This window comes from Hungatella sp. SL.1.14 (assembly GCF_024460495.1).
Lineage (GTDB): Bacteria > Bacillota > Clostridia > Lachnospirales > Lachnospiraceae > Hungatella > Hungatella hathewayi.
This window is the reverse complement of record NZ_JANFYJ010000002.1, coordinates 178,854-198,553: the sequence shown is the minus strand read 5'-3', so window position 1 is coordinate 198,553 and position 19,700 is coordinate 178,854. Positions and strand designations below refer to the sequence as shown.

18 protein-coding genes, 1 tRNA gene and 1 pseudogene are annotated in these 19,700 nt (G+C 50.3%); 6 read left to right on the top strand and 14 right to left on the bottom strand.

Annotated elements, in window-relative coordinates; genetic code table 11:
- Nucleotides 1–2: 2 nt before the first annotated feature.
- The gene (locus NE473_RS03190; RefSeq protein ID WP_242866116.1) at nt 3–1,355 is read right to left on the bottom strand and encodes an MATE family efflux transporter; all 1,353 of its coding nucleotides are present in this window, start codon (nt 1,353–1,355) and stop codon (nt 3–5) included.
- A gap of 168 nt (nt 1,356–1,523) precedes the next feature.
- On the opposite strand from NE473_RS03190, the gene NE473_RS03185 reads away from it, so the two are divergent.
- From NE473_RS03185 to NE473_RS03170, 4 genes and pseudogenes are all read left to right on the top strand, one after another.
- Entirely contained in the window at nt 1,524–1,694 is a 171-nt protein-coding gene (locus NE473_RS03185) for a DUF1540 domain-containing protein (RefSeq protein ID WP_022033232.1), read from the top strand.
- A gap of 518 nt (nt 1,695–2,212) precedes the next feature.
- Nucleotides 2,213–2,470 (top strand): annotated as a pseudogene (locus NE473_RS03180) (MATE family efflux transporter); the annotation flags it as partial.
- A gap of 48 nt (nt 2,471–2,518) precedes the next feature.
- On the top strand, nt 2,519–4,144 hold the full coding sequence (locus tag NE473_RS03175) for an ABC-F family ATP-binding cassette domain-containing protein (RefSeq protein WP_055650089.1): 1,626 nt from the start codon (nt 2,519–2,521) through the stop codon (nt 4,142–4,144).
- A gap of 1 nt (nt 4,145) precedes the next feature.
- Complete coding sequence (locus NE473_RS03170; protein WP_055649996.1) at nt 4,146–4,772, top strand: CatB-related O-acetyltransferase; 627 nt, start codon at nt 4,146–4,148, stop codon at nt 4,770–4,772.
- Nucleotides 4,773–4,895: 123 nt separating this feature from the next.
- Here the strand turns inward: NE473_RS03170 and NE473_RS03165 are convergent, their stop codons facing one another.
- From NE473_RS03165 to NE473_RS03125, 9 genes are all read right to left on the bottom strand, one after another.
- Complete coding sequence (locus tag NE473_RS03165; RefSeq protein ID WP_055650088.1) at nt 4,896–6,080, bottom strand: ABC transporter substrate-binding protein; 1,185 nt, start codon at nt 6,078–6,080, stop codon at nt 4,896–4,898.
- Between the two features lie 71 nt (nt 6,081–6,151).
- Nucleotides 6,152–6,913, bottom strand: a complete 762-nt coding sequence (locus NE473_RS03160) for a Rossmann-like domain-containing protein (protein ID WP_055649995.1) — start codon at nt 6,911–6,913, stop codon at nt 6,152–6,154.
- Nucleotides 6,914–7,696, bottom strand: a complete 783-nt coding sequence (locus NE473_RS03155; RefSeq protein ID WP_055649994.1) for an ABC transporter ATP-binding protein — start codon at nt 7,694–7,696, stop codon at nt 6,914–6,916.
- 13 nt (nt 7,697–7,709) lie between these two features.
- Entirely contained in the window at nt 7,710–8,723 is a 1,014-nt protein-coding gene (locus NE473_RS03150) for a FecCD family ABC transporter permease (RefSeq protein WP_172682252.1), read from the bottom strand.
- On the bottom strand, nt 8,723–9,364 hold the full coding sequence (locus NE473_RS03145; RefSeq protein ID WP_055649993.1) for a nucleoside-triphosphatase: 642 nt from the start codon (nt 9,362–9,364) through the stop codon (nt 8,723–8,725). The genes NE473_RS03150 and NE473_RS03145 overlap by 1 nt, the downstream gene beginning before the upstream one ends.
- Complete coding sequence (locus NE473_RS03140) at nt 9,361–10,386, bottom strand: XdhC family protein (protein ID WP_171038676.1); 1,026 nt, start codon at nt 10,384–10,386, stop codon at nt 9,361–9,363. Before NE473_RS03140 ends, NE473_RS03145 begins: the two co-directional genes overlap by 4 nt.
- A gap of 5 nt (nt 10,387–10,391) precedes the next feature.
- Nucleotides 10,392–11,324 carry an NTP transferase domain-containing protein gene (locus tag NE473_RS03135; protein WP_055649992.1) on the bottom strand — a complete coding sequence of 311 codons (933 nt, stop codon included), beginning with the start codon at nt 11,322–11,324 and terminating at the stop codon, nt 10,392–10,394.
- Between the two features lie 296 nt (nt 11,325–11,620).
- Complete coding sequence (gene mgtE, locus NE473_RS03130) at nt 11,621–12,970, bottom strand: magnesium transporter (protein ID WP_022032995.1); 1,350 nt, start codon at nt 12,968–12,970, stop codon at nt 11,621–11,623.
- A gap of 364 nt (nt 12,971–13,334) precedes the next feature.
- Nucleotides 13,335–15,884 (bottom strand): transglycosylase domain-containing protein, encoded by a 2,550-nt coding sequence (locus tag NE473_RS03125; RefSeq protein ID WP_022032996.1) that lies wholly within the window; start codon nt 15,882–15,884, stop codon nt 13,335–13,337.
- Between the two features lie 169 nt (nt 15,885–16,053).
- Between NE473_RS03125 and NE473_RS03120 the strand changes: the two genes are divergently transcribed.
- Nucleotides 16,054–16,126, top strand: a tRNA-Thr gene (locus tag NE473_RS03120).
- A gap of 95 nt (nt 16,127–16,221) precedes the next feature.
- Here NE473_RS03120 and NE473_RS03115 read toward each other — a convergent pair.
- Nucleotides 16,222–16,569, bottom strand: coding sequence for a hypothetical protein (locus NE473_RS03115; RefSeq protein ID WP_006775685.1), 348 nt, complete (start codon nt 16,567–16,569; stop codon nt 16,222–16,224).
- A gap of 134 nt (nt 16,570–16,703) precedes the next feature.
- Here NE473_RS03115 and NE473_RS03110 point away from each other — a divergent pair, with 134 nt between their 5' ends.
- On the top strand, nt 16,704–16,976 hold the full coding sequence (locus NE473_RS03110; RefSeq protein ID WP_006775684.1) for a helix-turn-helix domain-containing protein: 273 nt from the start codon (nt 16,704–16,706) through the stop codon (nt 16,974–16,976).
- Between the two features lie 76 nt (nt 16,977–17,052).
- Here the strand turns inward: NE473_RS03110 and NE473_RS03105 are convergent, their stop codons facing one another.
- The 3 genes from NE473_RS03105 to NE473_RS03095 form a co-directional block, all read right to left on the bottom strand.
- Entirely contained in the window at nt 17,053–18,015 is a 963-nt protein-coding gene (locus NE473_RS03105; RefSeq protein WP_022032997.1) for an L-lactate dehydrogenase, read from the bottom strand.
- Between the two features lie 68 nt (nt 18,016–18,083).
- On the bottom strand, nt 18,084–19,151 hold the full coding sequence (locus NE473_RS03100; RefSeq protein WP_006775681.1) for a type IV pilus twitching motility protein PilT: 1,068 nt from the start codon (nt 19,149–19,151) through the stop codon (nt 18,084–18,086).
- Nucleotides 19,152–19,199: 48 nt separating this feature from the next.
- Nucleotides 19,200–19,679, bottom strand: a complete 480-nt coding sequence (locus NE473_RS03095; RefSeq protein WP_055650278.1) for a hypothetical protein — start codon at nt 19,677–19,679, stop codon at nt 19,200–19,202.
- Nucleotides 19,680–19,700: the final 21 nt, after the last annotated feature.

Sequence of the window (19,700 nt, the reverse complement as noted above, 5' to 3'; positions counted from 1 at the left end):
GTCTATTCTCCTTTCGGAATCCATTTTGCCTTTGTGCTGTAAACGCAGTCCATCAGCATCGTTGTCATCCAGGTAATTGGATAGCACCACATAACAGCTTCAAAACTCGGAAAAAATGGAACCAGTAAATTAATATATATCATGCGCAGGATACACATGTTTCCAACGCCGATCAACATGGTAACCATGGTTCTTCCGCTTCCGCGGATACTTCCCATCAGGATCTGGTGGATCGCAATGGACCAGTAAAACGGAAGCAGGATGGCCATGGTGGTGTGCCCGAAGGCGATAACCGTATCATCCGGTGAGAAGATGCGGAGAATCTTGTCCGCATTCAAATAAAGGACAGCAGAAATAAAGGCCGTATAAATCAGGCTGATGGCAATCCCCTGAAACATCCCATCCTTGACACGTCTTGCCTTTTTCGCCCCGATATTCTGTCCTGTAAAGGTGGTCGAAGCCATACAGAAGCTCTGAAGCGGGAGCATGGCGAAGCCATCCACCTTGCTGTAGGCGCCGTAGCCCGCCATGGCGGCCGCACCGTAGCCGTTGATATTCGCCTGTACGATGACATTGGACAGGGAAATGATGCTCTGCTGAATCCCGCTCGGGATGCCCAGCTTTAAAATTCGCTTCATCATGCGCCGGTCGATTCTGATCCTGGATGGGACGAGCCGGTAGCTGTCCTCCGTCTTCATCAGCGCCCGCACCGTAAGCACGGAAGAAACCGCCTGGGCAATTACGGTGGCATAGCCGACTCCGGCAGTGCCCATGCGGAAAACAACGACAAAAACCATGTCCAGAATGATGTTTACCACAGAGGAAACACAGAGATAATAGAGAGGACGCCTCGAATCTCCCACCGCTCTCAGCACTCCGGCCCCCATGTTATATACCAGGTTAAACAGGGAACCGCAGAAAAAGATGCGCAGGTACGCCACGGAATTCGGCATAACCTCCTCGGGTGTCCCCATCCAGCGGAGAATCAGAGGCGACAGAAGAACGCCCAGCACGATCAAAAGCGCTCCTCCAATCAGACTCAGCGCCATACAGGTGTGCACCGCCCAGTGAAGCTTCTGCTCATCCTTCGCCCCGTAATACTGGGATATAATTACTCCCGCCCCGGTGGCAATGCCCATAAACATTCCGATGATCAGATTGATCAGAGAGTTGCTGGAACCTACCGCTGCCAGCGCTTCACTGCCAATAAAATTTCCGACCACAATGGAATCCACGGTATTATACAGCTGCTGAAACAGATTGCCTACCAAAAGAGGCATGGAAAATGCCAAAAGCTGCTTCCAGATTACGCCTTCCGTCATGATTACCTGTTTTGTCTTCTGTTTCTGTCCCACCCCAACAACCTCCCCAAAAACCTTTCCATCGATTTTTTTCAATGAAAACAGTATACACCCAAACATACAATCTAACAAGTCCCCAACACGTTCCGGCATCCCTTCCGTATATTTTCTTCAATTCTGCAGATAATATTACTGATTAAACAATTAAGGAGGTATGAAACCATGTTAGTTAACGGAAAGAACGAATGTATTCATTGTACCATCAACAACTGCGCTTACCATGCAGAGAGCGAAAACTACTGTACTCTTGAGGCCATCAAGGTAGGTACCCACGAGGCTAATCCGACCCAGAAGGAATGTACAGACTGTGAGTCTTTTGTAAACAAGGCTTAAGCATCCACCCCATCTTTAGCAGCTGATAAAGGAAAAAACCGCTGTATTGCCGCGTTTTACGGGCTATACAGCGGTTTTTTCCTAAAAGTACAGCTTACGCTTGACAGCCTCCCCCGGACTCTCTATAATGTTTTATAATACAGGAAGAAAGGGTAAGTGCAATGTTATCTGGAAAGCTTTGCATTGATTACAGCTCCGGACAATTTGATATTACAAAACATTGTGCGGAGCCTGAAAATACGAAAACAATAGTCAGCGGCTATTTGATTCCAAAGCAGTAGTTTTGGGATTTCGTTTTCGTGTTTTCCAATAGACATTTATTTGTTTTTTGGGCGGCAGACAGTGTTTTGTCTGCCGCCTTTTGTTGACAGCGGTGAAGCGTGCGTCCGTCGTGCGCTCCATCGCCGTGAATTAAGTATCTTTACCACAGAGCAGAGGGCGCACTATATTTGTGCTGCCCTCTGCTTTTTTTGTATCACAGGCAGATGCTCCTGTGATGCGGGATAAGGAGATTGAATATGAACGAAGAACAGAATCTAACAACAGGCAGTGTGCCCGGGAAATTGATTGTTTTTGCACTGCCCCTGCTGTTTGCCAACTTGCTGCAGTCCTTTTACAGCATCGTTGATATGCTGGTCGTTGGCAGAATTGTAGGAAATACCGGGCTTGCCGCAATAAGCAACGCCTCTATGGCAGGCTTTATTATCAACTCAGTCTGTATCGGCCTTACGATGGGAGGCACCGTAGCAGCAGCCCAATACAAAGGGGCAGGCGATGGGAAAACAACTGTCTGATTCAGCAAAACAGGGAGGTTTCATATGACTATGAAAGGCAGTAAAATGAATTTAAGTTTCGGGTCGGAAATCATTTACGAGGACGCGGAATTTTTAATAAACGATCACGACAAAGCAGGTATCGTTGGTGTAAACGGCGCCGGGAAAACGACGCTGTTCCATGTTCTGATGCATGAACTGGAATTAGACAGCGGAACCATTTCCACCGGCAATTCACGAATCGCCTGTCTGCCGCAGGAGATTGTGATTCACGACGAAACCTGTACAGTTCTCGATTATCTGCAGGAGGGACGACCGATACGCAGACTGGAAGCAGATCTCAGCCGGATCTATCAGAGGCTGGAACATGCGGCTGTCACGGAGCATGCCTCTCTGCTGAAGCAGATGGATAAACTCCAGACCCGTTTAGAATTTTTCGACTGTTATAAGGCAGACAGCATTTTGCTGGATATCATTGAACGCATGCAGATTGACATTGATTTGCTGGATATGCCGATTAACCGGCTGTCCGGCGGTCAGAAATCAAAAATAGCCTTTGCCCGCGTTCTATACTCAAAAGCTGACATTCTGCTGCTGGACGAACCGACAAACCATTTAGATGCGGCTGCAAAAGAGTTCGTGACTGAGTTTTTAAAAAATTACAGAGGAATGGTGCTGATTATCAGCCACGATACCGCCTTCCTCAATCAGATTATTCACAAGATCCTGTTCATCAATAAAGCTGCGCACAAAATTTCTGTCTACGACGGCAATTACGATACTTATAAAAAGAAGTATGCAGAGGAGCAGCGTCTGCGTCAACGGATTCTCATCCAGGAGGAAAAAGAGATAAAGGAACTGGAAGCATTTGTACAGCGGGCTAACCAGGCCAGCAGGACCAATCATGCGCTGAAACGCATGGGGCAGGAACGGGCGTTAAGACTGGAGAAAAAAAGAAGCGGGCTCCATCCTTGTGACAGAATCTGCAAACGGGTTAAAATGGATATCCGTCCCAGACGGGAAGGCGCAGATCTCCCGTTAGAAGTTTGTAACCTGTCCTTCCATTATCCGGACCAGCCATGGCTCTACAAAGACTTATCGTTTCACGTAAATGGAAAAGAACGCTTTTTAGTCGTCGGTGAAAACGGAGTAGGAAAATCCACGCTGCTTAAGCTGATCATGGGAATCCTTCTTCCGGATGCAGGAAAGATCCGTTTTCATTCTAAAACGGATGTTGCTTACTATGCGCAGGAACTGGAACAGCTTGATCTGCAAAAAACAGTGTTAGAAAATGTTCAGACTGATGGCTATACCATCAAACAGCTGCGTTCGGTACTAAGTAATTTTCTGTTTTACGAGGACGATATCTGTAAAAAAGCCGAGGTTCTCTCTCCCGGTGAAAAAGCCCGTGTATGCCTGTGCAGGGTTTTACTGCAAAAGGCCAACTTTCTGGTCCTGGATGAGCCTACCAATCACCTGGATCCTGAAACGCAGAGTATCATTGGCAGAAACTTTCAACTCTTTGAAGGAACGATTATGGTTGTCAGCCACAATCCCTGGTTTGTTGAACAGATTGGCATTAACCGGGTGTTACTGCTGCCAGGCGGCAGAGTCGTGGATTATTCCCGCGAATTATTAGAATACTATTATGGATTAAACAATAAGGAGGATTTGTAAAATGCCGGATTTAAAAAAATTATATCCCAGAACCGGAGATACCCAGACAGTTTACTTAAAAAATACGATTACCGACCCCAGTATTCAGGTGGGCGATTACACCATTTATAACGATTTTGTCAACGCCCCGGCGGATTTCGAAAAAAATAACGTTTTATACCATTATCCAGTCAACCAGGATCGTCTTATCATAGGCAAATTCTGCTCGATCGCCTGTGGAGCAAAATTTCTCTTTAACAGCGCGAACCATACATTATCCTCGCTGTCTTCCTACCCGTTCCCTCTTTTCTTTGAAGAATGGGGACTGGATAAGCAGAATGTGACGGCTTCGTGGGATAACAAGGGAGATATCATCATCGGCAACGATGTCTGGATCGGCTACGAGGCCGTCCTTATGGCAGGAGTTACGATCGGCGACGGCGCAGTCATCGGAGCCCGCGCGGTTGTGACAAAGGATATCCCGCCCTATACAATTGCAGGCGGGATCCCTGCCAGGCCAATCAAAAGACGGTATTCAGAAGAAACCATTGCCGCTCTGTCATCATTAAAATGGTGGGACTGGCCGGAGGAACGGATTGCACAGAATCTTGATGCGATACAAAGCGGACATCTGGACTGGCTCAAATAAGCCGGCGTATGCGCCAGCCGCAAAACCGGCTGTTGCTTAAAGAGTCTGCAGAATTCACCAAAAATACGCGAAGCCCTTCCCCGGCTCCGCGTATTTTTCATACTTTTTCTGCCAAACGGCTGACTAATTGCTGACAGCATCCTTCAGTATGGTATCCAGTTGTTCGTCAGTTACATCGATATGATAGAAAAGCTGATAGAAATTCTTCACCTCTTCCCGGATATTCGATGAATAGAGATCCGGGTAGACAAGATTTCCCAGCCATTCGATTCCAATCATACGGTTTACAGAGGGCGGGCTGCTCATATAGCTGTAGGGCGCAGTCGGAATCTTGAAAATTTTGCCATTCTTTACAGCATCCAGCTCCTGCCACATGGAATCCGATGTAAGCGTGTCGTAAAGTTTCTGGGAATCCACAATGATCAGATCCGGATTCCAGAGCAGCACCTGTTCAAAGGACACTTCACTTCCGCCTCCGCTGGACACCGCTTCCACATCGGCTGCATTGACCGCGCCGATCCGTTCGATGACATCGGCATGGATGGAACCTTTGGCGTTGGTGTGGAGGCCGTCGTCGCCCAGGCCGAAATACACGCTCTTTTTGTCGCTGTCATCAATCGCCGCGGCATTCTTATCCGCCTTTGCGATTTCTGCCCTGCAGTAATCCGCCAGCTTCCCGGCCTGCTCCTTCTCACCGGTAATATCTCCCAGCATTTCGTAGGCATCCGCCATAGTGGGAAGTGTCGCTTCCACAAAGATAACCGGTATATTCAGCTGTTCCTGCAGAGCGTCCATATCCTCTTTTACCGTCTTTTTCGCCTCTCCGATATCAATGATGACATCCGGTGCTTCCGCAATCAGGGCTTCCATATTAAGACTTGCATTTTTTCCGTAGAACTGCCCGAATTTCGGAAGGCCCCAGTACTTTTCGTCAATATACTGCTTCGCCTCATCGGAGAAATCAGCGGCCAGACCGGCCAGCTTATCCGGGCTCACCGTGTAAAGAACAATCTGTGCCAGTGGACCGGAGGGCGCGATCTTCGTGATCTCCGAAGGGATCTCCACCTCTCTTCCGGCTGAGTCCGTAACAATTCTCGTCCCTTCCTCCCGCACACCGTTGTCTCCGGCTGCGGAACTGTCTGTTTCCTCCTGCAGCGCCGCCTCTGACGTGTCGGAAACAGTGGTTTCTGCCACCGTGGCCTGCTGCGTATCTCCGGCGTTTCCAGTGCCTTTTGCACAGCCGTTTAATCCCATCATCATGGCTGCGGCAAGAGACAGCCCCAGCCATATTTGTTTCCTTTTTCTCATGTTATTACCTCCCTGAATTTTCTTTATTCTCTCAATAACCCGCGGCCACTGCCGGCCGCCTCTGCCTTCCGTCACTCTTCATACCCGGCTCTTACAGGTATCCCTGAACGGACAACTGCCCGGTGGCTGCCGAATCGAACAAGCCTTTCCGTCTTCTCCGTATCCGTAATCAGAGTTCCGGCCAGCTCCCTCACGCCAAATTCAAACAGCACCGGCGCCATCGGGACGCTCGGCCCCACCAGAACCACCCGGGCGTTTTTCCCCAGCTCCAGAAGTCTTGGAAGTGTCTTATTCACCAGCGTAAAACCCGTGATGTAGATATAATCCATATCCGGCAAAATATATTCGCAGGCAGTATCCGGATAATCCCCCTCCCGGGGTTCCCGCTCCAGAACGAAGAGTTCCCCCGCCGTTTTCAAATAGCGTTCCGCATAATGGAAATGGCCGATGGTCGCCACCTTTTTTCCGGCGAGTCCATCCCCCGGTGCGGCAAACGTGTCGCAGCTCTCCAGGATCTTCACGCCCTCATATGCAGCAATTCCGTTCATCAGCACGTCTTTCCTGTTATAGTAGGCATTGATGGCCGCCGCACCGATACCCGCCTCCAAGAAATTCCAGGAATTAATCAGAGACGCCGCCTGTCTCCATGTCAGCTCCTGTTCCCATTCTCCTTCTCCCAGTATGCGGGGCCGGCTCTCTAACCTCTGGTTGGCGGCGGCCCCCGCTGCGCCTCCGGCTCTCACCATCGTACAGCTGGTTCCCACGAGAATTTCGTCCACCGGAACATCGTCCGGGATCGGCTCAATCAGCCTTTCATACAGTTCCCACATCATTTATTCCCCCTTCACCCGTTCGGGCATACACAGCTTTCTGCCCGTGTCTCCCGCATCAAATAACCGAACCGGTATGCCATACATGGCCTCCAGCAGTGCTTCTGTCAGCACCTCCTCCGGCTTTCCGAAAGCCCTGATCACCCCGTCCGAAAGAACCGCCGCCTGATCGGCGTAGAGAAACGCCTGATCCGGGCTGTGAGTAGACTGTACAATGAGGTACCCCTCCCTGGAAAGCCGTTTTAACTCCTCCATCACTCTGGCCTGATTGCCGTAATCGAGATTTGCACAGGGCTCGTCCATGATGAGGATTCCCGCCTGCTGCGCAATCGCCCTCGCAATCAGGACCAGCTGCTGTTCTCCTCCGCTCAGATGTGCGTAAGAGCGTTCCGCCATCGCTTCGATCCTCATGGTCTTAAGTGCGTCAAAAGCCGCCTCCCGCTGCTCCTTGCCCGGATTCTGAAAGCCCTGCAGCGACGATGTGGTTCCCATCATTACCATGTCCAGAACCGAAAAAGCAAACGCCTGGTCATGATTTTGAGGAATATAGGCGATCTTTCTGGCCATGTCCTTCTCTTTCAGTGTTCTTAAGTCCACGCCATCGACTGTGATTTTCCCCTGGTATCCTTTTAAGAGGCCCAGTATACAGCGGAACAGCGTACTCTTTCCGGCTCCGTTCTTTCCGAGCATGCAGACGAGATTTCCTGCTTCCACAGAAAAATCCACGCCTTTAAGGACGGGAAAACACCGGTAACTGAAGGTCAGATTTTCTACAACCAGCCCCATATTCGATCACCTCTCAAAGTTTATTTCCTTCCCTCAGGATCAGCCAGAGGAAAAACGGCGCTCCCACAAACGCGGTAAGGATACCAATGGGGATTTCGCTGGTGGCCAGAAGTCGGGCAAAGTTATCGACCACCACCAAAAAACTTGCGCCCAAAAGCAGGGAAGCCGGAAGCATCTTCCGGTAATCGCTTCCCACCAGCATGCGGGCAAAATGGGGGATCACCAGCCCCACCCATCCGATCAGTCCGCTGACCGATACGGCCGCCGATGTAATCAGAGTTGCACAGAGCACTACGGCCAGACGGACGGCACCGGTATTGACGCCGATACAGCGTGCCTCTTCCTCTCCAAGCGTCAGTACATTGATTTTCCAGCGCATCAGACAGATCGGAATGATCCCTCCGATGATCCAGGGAGCCGCAAACGCCAGATCCTTCGGCCGGATCGAGGCCAGACTCCCCATGAGCCAGTAGGTGATCACCGGAAGCGTATTATTGGGATCCGCCACCAGTTTTAAGAAGGACACCGCAGCCGTAAACAGGGAGCTTACCATCATTCCAGCCAGTACCAGTCCCAGAGTCTGGTTGTATTTCACACGGCCGCTGATCAGGCAGACGACGGCCACGGCAGACAGTCCCGAAATAAACGCCAAAAAGGATACCCCCTGATAGGAAAATGAGAAAAACAGCCCCAGGGCGGCGCCAAAACCGGCTCCGGAGGACGCTCCCAGCACATCCGGAGAGACCATGGGATTTTTAAAGATTCCCTGATAGGCCGCTCCGGCAGCTGACAGACCGGCTCCAATCAGCGCAGCCATCAGCACCCGCGGAAGGCGCACATTAAAAAGAACCGTCTCTACCTGTGAGGGCCAGTCCGGTGTGACCGGAATGACTCTGGAGGCCAGCACGCGAATCAGCGTCCACGGCTCAATCGGATATCTTCCAAGCATAAATGATCCGAAAAAACAGATGACAAACAACACAGTCATCGCAGTAAGCCGCATACGTACCCGGCGTTTTTCCACCATTACCCCTCACACTCCTTCTCTGCGGTTCCGGTAAGCCGCTGTTGTATCATCCGCCTGATTTCCATCTTCTCATCTTCAGCCCCTGCAAAAGACAGAATCCGGCAATGAAAGCGCTGTTCCATCTTCGATTCCAGCCGGTTCCTGTCCGGAGCCGCATTGGCGGAAAGCGATACTCTCGTACCCATGGCTGCCAGATTATCTGAATGTTTCAAAACACCGATACAGAAGAGCGGACCGTCAAGCAGCCGCTCCAGCCGCTCCATAAACGGCTTTACCTTCAGTTCTACTCCTCCGGCCTCATCGATATAACAAAAACGGTACCGCTCCGGCCGGTCCAGCAGGCGATCCAGAATCTCCGCCCCCATTGTCTCAAACACCTCCGGATACTTTCTCCATCCTTCCGGTGTTTTCTCAATAAAAATGCCCTCTATTCCAGGCTCATAAAGTCTCGTCACGGGAGGCGGTTCCGTCATATTCTCCACCGGCAGGAGGCAGAATCCCACAGTCTCACCGGTACCGTCCATAAGACGCTGGGTCAAAAAACCTCCCGCTTCCTTCCAGTAAGGCTTCAGGCAGGACAAAAGCCACGTCGTCTTCCCTGTCCCGGACCGTCCCTTCAAAAAGAGATGGCGTTCTGTCATTTTGTCCGGCCCTCTCTCCTCGCTCTGACCATGATCAGTTCGCCGGCCACACTGATGGCGATCTCCGCTGGAGTCTCCGCCAGAATTGCCAGTCCGATCGGGCTGTAAAACCGTTCGATATCCTGATCGGTGAAGCCCTCCGCTTTCAGCTTTCCGGCAAGCGTCATCAGTTTCTGGCGGCTCCCCATCACGCCGATATAGTGAGCCGGCGTTCTGAGAACCTGTTTCTGAACGTCATAATCGCACTGATGGCCTCTCGTCATAATCACAACGTAATCCTGTTCACGAATCGTTACCTTATCAAAAATACTGGTAAAATCACCGACAATGGTATCCACCGCATCCGGGAACAGGCTGCTGCACGCAAATTCAGGGCGGTCATCATAAACGACGCATTTGAATCCCACATGGGCAATCACCGGAACCAGCTCCTGTGCCACATGGCCGCCGCCGAACACGTATACCGTTCCGGCTCTCATCAGGGGCTCGCTGTAATACCGTCTGCCGTTTACGGTGGTCTGCACTGCCTTTGTCTGTGTCAGAGGTTCTATATCGCCCTCCACGGTAATCCCGGCAAAGCCATGGCTTTCTGAATAGATTCCTACGGCCCATGCTGTCTCATCCGTAATATCCGTGATAATCCAGCTGTCCTCATCCCTTTCGCACGCCTGGATTCCTTCCTCACAGATGGCAAGGAATTCCCGGTTATCCGGATTTACATACTGGAAATAGACCACTACGTCTCCGCCGCAGATCATACCCAGATCTGCCACCTGGCCCTTTACCAGCTTAAATCCCTTACTGAAGGAGTTTTTGCTCTTCAGCACATCGAGCGCCATGCGGCCTGCCTCATATTCCACCGCGCCTCCGCCAATGGTTCCCATGGTTGTCCCGTCTTTTCTGACAATCATCCTGGCTCCTGCGCCTCTCGGTGTGGAACCGGAACCGGCAATCACCGTCACCAGAACCAGGTCGTCCCCCTGCTCCAGAAGCTGTTTCATTTCTTCAAATAACTGTTTCATCCCCATTACCTCTCATCTCCAAAATATTTTTCAAACAGACGGGCGGCTTGACTGTTCATCTCCTGCTCCATCTGCAAAAAACGGTTTAAAAAGTCCTTCGTCTTCGGGGTCAGCTGGGAATAGCCTCCCTCTGCGCCGCCGGACTGGGTGATTAACAGCGGATAGCCAAGCTCCCGTTCCGCAGTCTTCATAATCTTCCATCCCTTACTGTAGGACATATGCATCTGTTTACAGGCGGTCTGCATGGACCCGGTATGGTCGATCAGCGACAGAAACTGTGCGATCCCCGGTCCAAAAAAGACCTCGTCGCACTCAAGATAGAGCGACATGCGGCTGTGAAGCGGCAGCTTTCCATGCCTTCCGTTCATCGCCATGGCACAGTCCTCATCCGTCTCCACGGCCTGAATAATCCCTCTGTCATCCACGGGAATCTCCTCCAGGACCGCATCCGCATCCGGCTCCCTGAGAAAGCTTCGGAGTCCGTACTCCCCCTGATAGTTCAGAATCTTCGGAATCCAGTCCTTCGCAATCATCACCGGATGGCCTCTTCTGCCGTCGTATACGGGACAGCACAGAGGGGCCCTGCTTTCCATAATCTTTTCGATGGTCTCCGACAGCAGCAGCGGGGCCTTTGTCGGCATAACCAGCACTCTGTCACACAGATCTTCAATATAGTTTAATCCCATGCAGATACTGTCGAACAGCTGCGTCCCGGCATACTCCGTATTTCTTAAGCATACCACGCGCATCTTGGAAATATGCTTCTCCAGCTCTTCTCCTCTGTCTCCCGTAATCACCACCACCGGTTCCACACCGGCTCTCTGAAGCGTTATGATAATCCGCCTCACCGCAGTCGTATCTCCGACCGGAAGCATGGGCTGGAAGCTGGTCGTCGAGCTTTTATGGCCGGCAGCAAGGATCACTGCTCCTGTAGTCATTGGTTTCCTCCTTTTTAGAGCGTTATATTTTTGAAAACAGTACGATAAGGAAATTGTAGCATATAATGGGGGAGATGTAAAGGGAATACATGGAAATTAGGGGAAAGGGAGTACGCCCCAGTGACGGAGGAGAGGCGGAGGGAGGGGGAGAAGGGACGGCAGGTTCCTTCTCCCCCTCCCTCCGCCTCTCCTCCATCACTGGGCTGGGTACTGGCTTCAGAAGTAAAAACAAGAGATAACAAACGAGATTCACTTTGAAAACGGTTATTATGTTTATACAGTCAGTTCATAATTTTCTATAAGCCCAGCAGCGTACACGCCAGCTGGAAATAAATAATCAAACTCACCGCATCGACGATCGTCGTAATCAGCGGCGCCGCCATAATGGCCGGATCCATATGGAACACTTTTGCCGCGATCGGGAGCATGCAGCCAATGGTCTTGGCAATAATAACGGTGGCCATCAGGCTCAGCACAACGGTCAGACACAGCATTTCTCTGCCCGGATAAAGAATTACGAGACGAACGTAATTGACAAAGCCCAGAATCACGCCAACGATAACGCCTACCCGCAGTTCTTTCCAGAGCACTTTAAATAAGTCGCCCGGTTCAATCTCACCTACCGCCATACCACGGATAATCATAGTGCTGCTCTGGCTTCCCGCGTTGCCGCCGGTGTCGGTCAGCATGGGAATGAAGGTTACCAGAAGCGGGATCACGGCAAAGGCAGCCTCGTATTTTGCCAGGATTCCGCCGGTTATCATGCTGCTGACCATCAGAATCAGAAGCCAGGCAATTCTGTTTTTGGCCAGCTGAAAGACGCCTGTCTTTAAATACGGTTTCTCGCTGGGAAGCATGGCAGCCATCTTTTCGAAGTCCTCGGTGGCCTCCTGTTCCATGACATCGACCACGTCATCCACCGTTACAATACCGACGAGGCGTTCTTCATGATCTACCACCGGAAGGCTTAAAAGGTCGTATTTCTGGAAGCTGTCCGCCACTTCTTCCTGATCTTCGGTGGTAAATGCCTTGATAACATGGGTATCCATGATATTTCCGATTACTTCCTCGTAGGGGTTCATCAGTAAGTCCTTAACCGTAACTACACCTTCCAGTCTCCTCTTTTCATCCATGACATAGCAGGTGTAAATGGTCTCTTTATCCACACCGTTTTTCCGGATATAGGCAAATGCCTGCTCCACGGTCATGGACTGCTTAAGCCCGACATACTCTGCCGTCATAATACTGCCGGCGCTGTTATCCGGGTAATTTAAAAACTGGTTGATCAATTTTCTCGTATCGGGTCTTGCGTTTTTCAGAACACGCTTTACCACACTGGCCGGGAGTTCCTCCAGCATATCAACCGCATCATCCACGAACAAATCATCTACAATGGTACCCAGCTCATAATCCGTGATGCTGTTGATAATGTGCTCCTGCTTATCTACCTCCAGGCAGGCAAACACGTCCGACGCCAGCTCTTTTGGCAGCATCCGGAAGACCACCACGGTCTTCTCTGAATCCAGTTCTTCAATAAAGGTGGCAATATCCACCTCGTTCATCTCTGTCAAAATATCTTTCAATTTACGGAACTGACGGGTAAACAGCAGATCCATCAGTTCTTCCATGCTAAAATTCTCCTGCATTTTCTTTCTCCTTCCATTTGAACCATATTTTTAAGTGTGGTTTACCGTGGAAGCAGCACGCAAAAATAGCCATCCCTGAGGCGCAGACCCTCAGGAAATGGCTATCATAAGCGCAAAAGACGATTCTTTAACGGCAGTGAAGACAGAGCAGTTCCGAAGTCATCGACTCTGCCCACACTACCACCCGCTTATGATAATTGTCTGCTTCCATCTTCTGACTTCGACCTTCCACTCTGGTTCACTTCCTTTCATCGTTTATTTTTATGATTTTCATAAATCCTCATCTAGCATAACAGCTATCTCAATAAAAAGCAACCCTAAAATGTTCTGTTTTTCGTAACCTTTTTTCGTAACTCCCGGTTCTTTACAGGCCGCCCGGTCCCACTGCTTCGATACCTCCCGGAGCCGCGCCCGGCTGTACGCCCGGAGCCTGACCGGAGGTGATATCCTGTGAAGCTGACGGGGCCTCGCCAGGTCTCGCCTCATGGGTAATTCCCGGCCCGATCTCCTGGGATGGCGGCACGGTCTGTTCCTCATACGGAAGAGATCCCGCCCTGGCTGCCGCCTCATCAAACTGCTGCTTTAACGCCTCGTACTGTTCTGTACCGTCCAGCATCTCCAGCATCGTCCGGCCCTGGCTGATCTTTTCCTGCGTAGTATCATCCTGGTACGCAAGAGCGTTTAATTCACCGATCAGAGCGGTAAGCCCTGCAGCCGCCTGCTCCTGCCCCTGTGCCGCGGCGTCTCTCGAAGCCTGCTCAGCAGCAGCTCTGGCATTTTCCTCCTTCATTTTCTGTTCCTCATCCCACTTCTTCGAGTTGGACCTCGCATTCTGTTCTGCCACAGAAGAAAACAGATCCTGCTTCCCGGTCTCCTGACTGGTCTTCTCACCTCTGGAGTCCACATTATAGTAGGCGACTGTTGACGGCATTACCCAGTCCTCAGCCGGAAGGCCTTCGTTGCACTGTTTCATAAAATCATACCAGATTTTTCCGGCATACGTCTTTCCGTACACGCCCGGCATGGCTTTCGGGGTATCGTATCCAACCCAGACAGCTGTGGTGTAATACTTTGTATAGCCGCAGAACCAGGTATCCTTACTGCTGTTGGTCGTTCCCGTCTTACCTGCTGCCGGTATCGGCAGTCCCAGCCCATAACCGGTACCGTATGGCTGATTTAAGGTTCCTTTTAAGACATCGGTGACCATATATGCCGTGTCTTCCGTAAAAATACGTTCTTCCGGCTGATTCTCCTGATAGAGGTCGCCCTCATACTGACTGTCAATGCCGGTGATACACGTATTATTGCTGTACATTCCTCCATTAGCCAGAACAGAGTAGCCCCTCGCCATGTCCACAACGCGGGCGCCCTCGGTAAATCCGCCGATGCTCATGCTGGTATTCCAGTTATCCAGATAGCTGAGTCCCACAAAATGCATTTTGTCGAGATAGCTCATTCCATAGTCCACGCCGATATCTGCCAGCACCTGCCAGGCGACCGTGTTTAAGCTTCGGTTCAGCGCCTCCCTCACAGAGACCTCACCGTAATATTTATTGCCGCTGTTCTTCGGCCCCTTATCGAACAAATGGTCATTAACCATTCTCGACGGATAGTAATAACCGGTTTCAAAGGCAGGAGCATAGTCGATCAGCGGTTTGATCGTCGATCCGGGCTGACGTCTGCTCAAAAAGCCTCTGTTATATTCATCGTCCGTGCCTCGTCCTCCGGAAATGGCCACAACATAACCCGTCCGGTTGTCGATACAGACAGCAGCCCCCTGAAGCGCGTATTTCCCGTTCTCCGAAACGTCGGTAAACTTCGCCAGCGTTTCATCTATCCCGGCCTGAAGCTGTGTCTGAAGCGTGCTGTCGAGGCTGGTATGAATCTCAAAACCACCGTTGCGTATCAGATCGCTCTTCTCCTGATACGCTTCCTGATAGCGCTCCTTATAGTCATTATAGGCAGCCTCATCGGCAAAGGTGTATTCAAACTCGAAACCGTCGTTCTTCATCAGTTCCTGGGCCGCACAGTGGACTGCATAGCTGGACTGGTATGTCTCCTTCGTTCCTTCCTCTGTCACCTTAGCCACCGTAAGCGGCTGCGCCTTGGCTGTCTCACACTCTTCCTCAGTAAGCATGCCATTTTTCTGCATGTTGTCGATAATTTTATTTCTTTTTTCCAGCGCCGCTTCCGGATGGGCCACCGGATTATAGCGCGACGGATTATTGCTGATTCCTGCAAGGGTAGCCGCCTCCCAGACAGTCAGATCCTTAGCCTCTTTGTCAAAATAAAAGAGGCTGGCCTTGGCCACTCCGTAACAGCGGTTTGCATAAAAATTGGTATTACAGTAAAATTCCAGGATATCGGCCTTGGAATACTTTTCTTCCATCTGCGGCGCCGCAAAGATCTCCGTAATCTTTCTTGTAAATGATTTTTCCTGTGTCAGATACGTATTTTTGATCACCTGCTGCGTGATGGTACTGCCGCCCTGGGTAATCTCCCCCTTATTCTTAACCAGTGCCACGCCCGCCCTCGCAAGGCCGATAATATCTACACCGTGATGCTGATAAAAGCGCTTGTCCTCCTGGGCAATATATGCGTTCTGCAGATTCTCGCTGATCTCCGTAATTGGCACGTACTCATAATGTCCCGTATTGATAATACCGATCACCTGTCCCGAGGAATCGTAGATTCTGGTATCCGACGGCTGTGAAAAATCTTCTCTCTTCGACTGTGCCACAATCTGATCCGCCCGTTCCTTACAGGCCGAAATCTCATCCCCGAACTTCAAATATACGATGCCGCCGGCTCCCAGCCCGAGAATCATCAGAATTAAAAAGATCGAAAATATTACTTTAATGGGTTTGAAAAAAACAGCCCATGCACTTTTTCTTTTTCTGCGTTTCTTCTTCATGAAATACCTCCTGTCGCCACGTGGGAACAGTATACCACGGAAAAAAGCTTCCGTCAAAGATTCTCGATTCAGATAAAAAAGATATAAATTTTTATATTTTTTCTGTTGACAAATATAATTTCTCATGCTACTATATATGAGGTTCGCTTGACGAGCTAAAACATAAGACGCTGATGTGGCACAGGTGGTAGCGCACCTCATTGGTAGTGAGGAGGTCACGGGTCCGAGTCCCGTCATCAGCTGGTTGAAACCCTTGAATATTCAAGGGTTTTTATTTTGCATACCAGATAAGTGAGCGGAATCCCCTCACTGCGCCAACCACCCTGCATGTCTCCGGTCATTTTAAGAATACAATTCCTGCATCTTCTTCCCTGCTGCCATCCTCTCCCTCATAAATCATAATCGCACTGCATTTCCCCTTCTCCACATCGCTTTTCTTTCCATAAATCATAAGAATAACCCGGCTGGAAGGAACATCGTAATTCAGTTTTCTGTGCAGTCTTAAAATAGTTTCTCCCGATGCGTAGAGCGCAGGCCCAACGGTGTGGCTGACGGCAAGAATTGTCGTCTCCCTGCTGCCGGGCGAACTGAAACTGTACTGGGCTAATATCTCATAATGTGGTATCATTCTGTATAGTGTCACCATCACAATAACCGCTGCTGCAAAACAGGACAATCTCTTCATACGGTACTTCCTCTCCTTTTCGAATAGCGCTGTACCTGTATTTTAATACATCTGTTAAAATATATCTATATAAATACATCTTATTTTCGCACATATATTTGAATATAATATCACTATACGGAAGGAGGCGTTATATGGGGCATATTAATATTAAGCTGGCCGACTTAATCTGTGAAAAGGGCGAAAGCAAGAACAAAGTCTGTTACCACTGTGAAATACAGCGGACTCAGCTGAATAATTACTGTAACAACAAGGTCTCCCGCGTCGACCTTGCCCTGATGGCGAGAGTCTGCAAATATCTGGACTGTGATATCAGCGCAATTCTGGAATATGTAAAAGATGAAGACGAAGAAAACGCTGAAGAACGCAAAGAATCTAAGGCCACGGGAGAAAAGAAAAAGGACTAGCCGCTCAACCGGACGGCTGGTCCTTTTTCTGTATTTTCGTTTTTCCGTGTCACCTTCACGAACCGAACGGCTGCCTTTACTGTTCCAATTCGTCGAAACTGGCCCTGAGTGTATCACAGGACTCACCGAGGCGTCGTTTTTCCTCCTCGCTTAAGTCCAGCGGCAGCACGCGGAAAATGCCGTTTTTATTGATAATGCAAGGAACACCGGCATATACGTCATTCTGACCGTACTCACCGCGCAGCATGGCGGATACGGTCAGAACACTGTTTTCATCCCCCAGAATCGCCCTCGTGATTCTGGAAAGCGCCATACCGATACCGTAGTATGTGGCACTCTTTGCCTCGATGATCTGGTATGCCGCTCCACGCACGTCTTCCTCAATCCGCTTTAACTCATCCCCGCAGATCACTTCCATACCGCCCTCTCCCTGTTCCTCACATAATGAAAGGATGGGTTTCGTGGCGATCATCGCCTGGCTCCATGGTACAAACTCGCTGTCCCCGTGTTCCCCCATCACATAGGCGTGAACGTTCCGGGGATCGACGGAAAGAGATTCTCCCAGGAGATAGCGCAGCCTGGCAGTATCCAAAGCGGTCCCGCTTCCCAGCACTCTCCGCGGATTAAATCCGGAAAGCGCATACGTGATCCGCGTCATGATGTCCACCGGATTAGTCGCTACCAGGAATATCCCGTTAAAGCCCGACTCCGTAACAGGGTCCACAATCGATTTAAACACCGCTGCATTACGTTTTAACAGGTTGAGCCTGCTTTCTCCCGGCTTCTGTGCCACACCGGCACAGATCACGGCAATATCCGCGTCTGACGTGTCCTTATACTCCCCCGCGTAAATCTTCATATTGGACGCAGAAAAGGCAAGCCCATGGTTTAAATCCATCGCCTCGCCTTCCGCCCTCTTTTTGTTAATATCAATCAGAACCAGCTCATCACAGATATTCTGATTCAACATGGAATATGCATAGCTCATGCCCACCATACCGGTACCGATGAGCGCTACTTTTCTTTTATCTGTTCTCATAATCAGTTCACCCTCCAGTCTTGTCTTACGGATAGTATAACTGATTATGGGAAAAATATGCTTAATCCCTAACCCTGGCGCTCAATTTTTTTCGCCATCAGTTCGCTGTTGCTGCTGTAGATGACAGCGCTCTCTTTCGTAATCATGCCCTTCTTATACAGGTTTAAAAGGCTGGTATCCATGGAGATCATACCTTCTGCCTGTCCTGTAGCGATCACACTGTCGATCTGATGCGTCTTGGACTCGCGGATCATATTTCGAATCGCATTATTAAAGAACATAATCTCAAAAGCCGGATAAACACCGCCATCCACCGTAGGGATCAGCTGCTGTGACACCACCGCCTGCATAACCATAGAGATCTGCATCCGGATCTGCTGCTGCTGATTGGGCGGAAAATTGTCGATGATACGGTCTATGGTATTGGCCGCCCCAACCGTGTGAAGAGTAGAGATGACGAGATGGCCCGTCTCCGCCGCTGTCATGGCGATCTGGATCGTCTCATAATCACGCATCTCACCGACCAGAATGACATCCGGCGCCTGGCGAAGTGCCGCCCGGAGCCCTGACACGTAGCTGTCCGTATCCGTCACGATCTCTCTCTGCGTTACCACACTCTTCTTATGGCGGTGCAGGTACTCGATCGGGTCCTCCAGAGTAATGACGTGTGCGTTTCTCGTATGATTGATCTTATCAATGATACAGGCCAGCGTCGTACTCTTGCCGCTTCCAGCCGGTCCTGTAACCAGAACGAACCCTTTGGTCATCTGAGCAATATCGATGATATTCTGCGGAATATGCAGCGTCTCATAATCCGGCAGATCGAACGTAACCACCCGGATTACGGCAGCCAGCGATCCCCTCTGACGAAACACACTGGAACGGAATCTCGATACCCCCGGAAGGGCGAAGGAGAAATCATCATCCCCATGCTCTCTCACCTTCTCCATGCTGCGGTTCCCTGCCAGCTCATAAAGCTCTGTAATCAGTGTTTCCATCTGTGCAGGAAACAGTTTTTCCTCGTTCTGGCAGACAATCCTGCTGCCCAGCTTATAAGAGAACGGCATGCCTGGTACCAGAAAGATATCCGATGCATTCTGTTCCACAGCCGAACTCAACAAATCAATTACCTTCATACCTGCAACTCTCCCTGTCTTTCTTTCCTGCCGGAACCCGGAAACAGCCTACTTCTCTTCGGAATTAACCGTTCCGCCCCATACCGGCATGGAATCGTCTATTTCATAATCTTCTGTCTGAATCACATTCCATTTCGCTACACGCACAGAACCGTCACCGTCCAAATCCGGTTCCAGCTCGATGTGAAGCGCCTGTGCACGTGCCATGGATACTTCCGTCACCGCGACTCCGTCTCTGAGGTACTCTCCCAGAGATGTCTTAAGCAGCGCGAGACGCTCCTCCTGTCCTGCGGCGCCGGCACATGCCGCCTTTACTTCCCCTGCCACCATGCGGTAAAATGCCTCGCCTTCCGTATCAGCCCTGTAATATTCCGCAACCGCATCCGCATTCCTGTTCGCAAGGCTTAAATCACTCCTGGCAGAGGTTAAGGACAGCATCCCGAATGTAACGAGACACATGACGATAAAAATCAGTATCAGAGAAGAACTTCCAATATTCGCCTTAAATCCGCTCTCCTGCTTAGCCATCTGTTACCTCCTGTTACCCCT

What these genes read in the sequence shown, in the direction of transcription:
- NE473_RS03125 (WP_022032996.1), bottom strand. Translation starts at nt 15,884, where the DNA reads ATGAAGAAGAAACGCAGAAAAAGAAAAAGTGCATGGGCTGTTTTTTTC.
- NE473_RS03160 (WP_055649995.1), bottom strand. Translation starts at nt 6,913, where the DNA reads ATGATGTGGGAACTGTATGAAAGGCTGATTGAGCCGATCCCGGACGAT.
- NE473_RS03095 (WP_055650278.1), bottom strand. Translation starts at nt 19,679, where the DNA reads ATGGCTAAGCAGGAGAGCGGATTTAAGGCGAATATTGGAAGTTCTTCT.
- NE473_RS03100 (WP_006775681.1), bottom strand. Translation starts at nt 19,151, where the DNA reads ATGAAGGTAATTGATTTGTTGAGTTCGGCTGTGGAACAGAATGCATCG.
- NE473_RS03135 (WP_055649992.1), bottom strand. Translation starts at nt 11,324, where the DNA reads ATGACTACAGGAGCAGTGATCCTTGCTGCCGGCCATAAAAGCTCGACG.
- NE473_RS03140 (WP_171038676.1), bottom strand. Translation starts at nt 10,386, where the DNA reads ATGAAACAGTTATTTGAAGAAATGAAACAGCTTCTGGAGCAGGGGGAC.
- NE473_RS03170 (WP_055649996.1), top strand. Translation starts at nt 4,146, where the DNA reads ATGCCGGATTTAAAAAAATTATATCCCAGAACCGGAGATACCCAGACA.
- NE473_RS03115 (WP_006775685.1), bottom strand. Translation starts at nt 16,569, where the DNA reads ATGAAGAGATTGTCCTGTTTTGCAGCAGCGGTTATTGTGATGGTGACA.
- NE473_RS03175 (WP_055650089.1), top strand. Translation starts at nt 2,519, where the DNA reads ATGAAAGGCAGTAAAATGAATTTAAGTTTCGGGTCGGAAATCATTTAC.
- NE473_RS03110 (WP_006775684.1), top strand. Translation starts at nt 16,704, where the DNA reads ATGGGGCATATTAATATTAAGCTGGCCGACTTAATCTGTGAAAAGGGC.
- NE473_RS03105 (WP_022032997.1), bottom strand. Translation starts at nt 18,015, where the DNA reads ATGAGAACAGATAAAAGAAAAGTAGCGCTCATCGGTACCGGTATGGTG.
- mgtE (WP_022032995.1), bottom strand. Translation starts at nt 12,970, where the DNA reads ATGCAGGAGAATTTTAGCATGGAAGAACTGATGGATCTGCTGTTTACC.
- NE473_RS03165 (WP_055650088.1), bottom strand. Translation starts at nt 6,080, where the DNA reads ATGAGAAAAAGGAAACAAATATGGCTGGGGCTGTCTCTTGCCGCAGCC.
- NE473_RS03155 (WP_055649994.1), bottom strand. Translation starts at nt 7,696, where the DNA reads ATGGGGCTGGTTGTAGAAAATCTGACCTTCAGTTACCGGTGTTTTCCC.
- NE473_RS03185 (WP_022033232.1), top strand. Translation starts at nt 1,524, where the DNA reads ATGTTAGTTAACGGAAAGAACGAATGTATTCATTGTACCATCAACAAC.
- NE473_RS03145 (WP_055649993.1), bottom strand. Translation starts at nt 9,364, where the DNA reads ATGACAGAACGCCATCTCTTTTTGAAGGGACGGTCCGGGACAGGGAAG.
- NE473_RS03150 (WP_172682252.1), bottom strand. Translation starts at nt 8,723, where the DNA reads ATGGTGGAAAAACGCCGGGTACGTATGCGGCTTACTGCGATGACTGTG.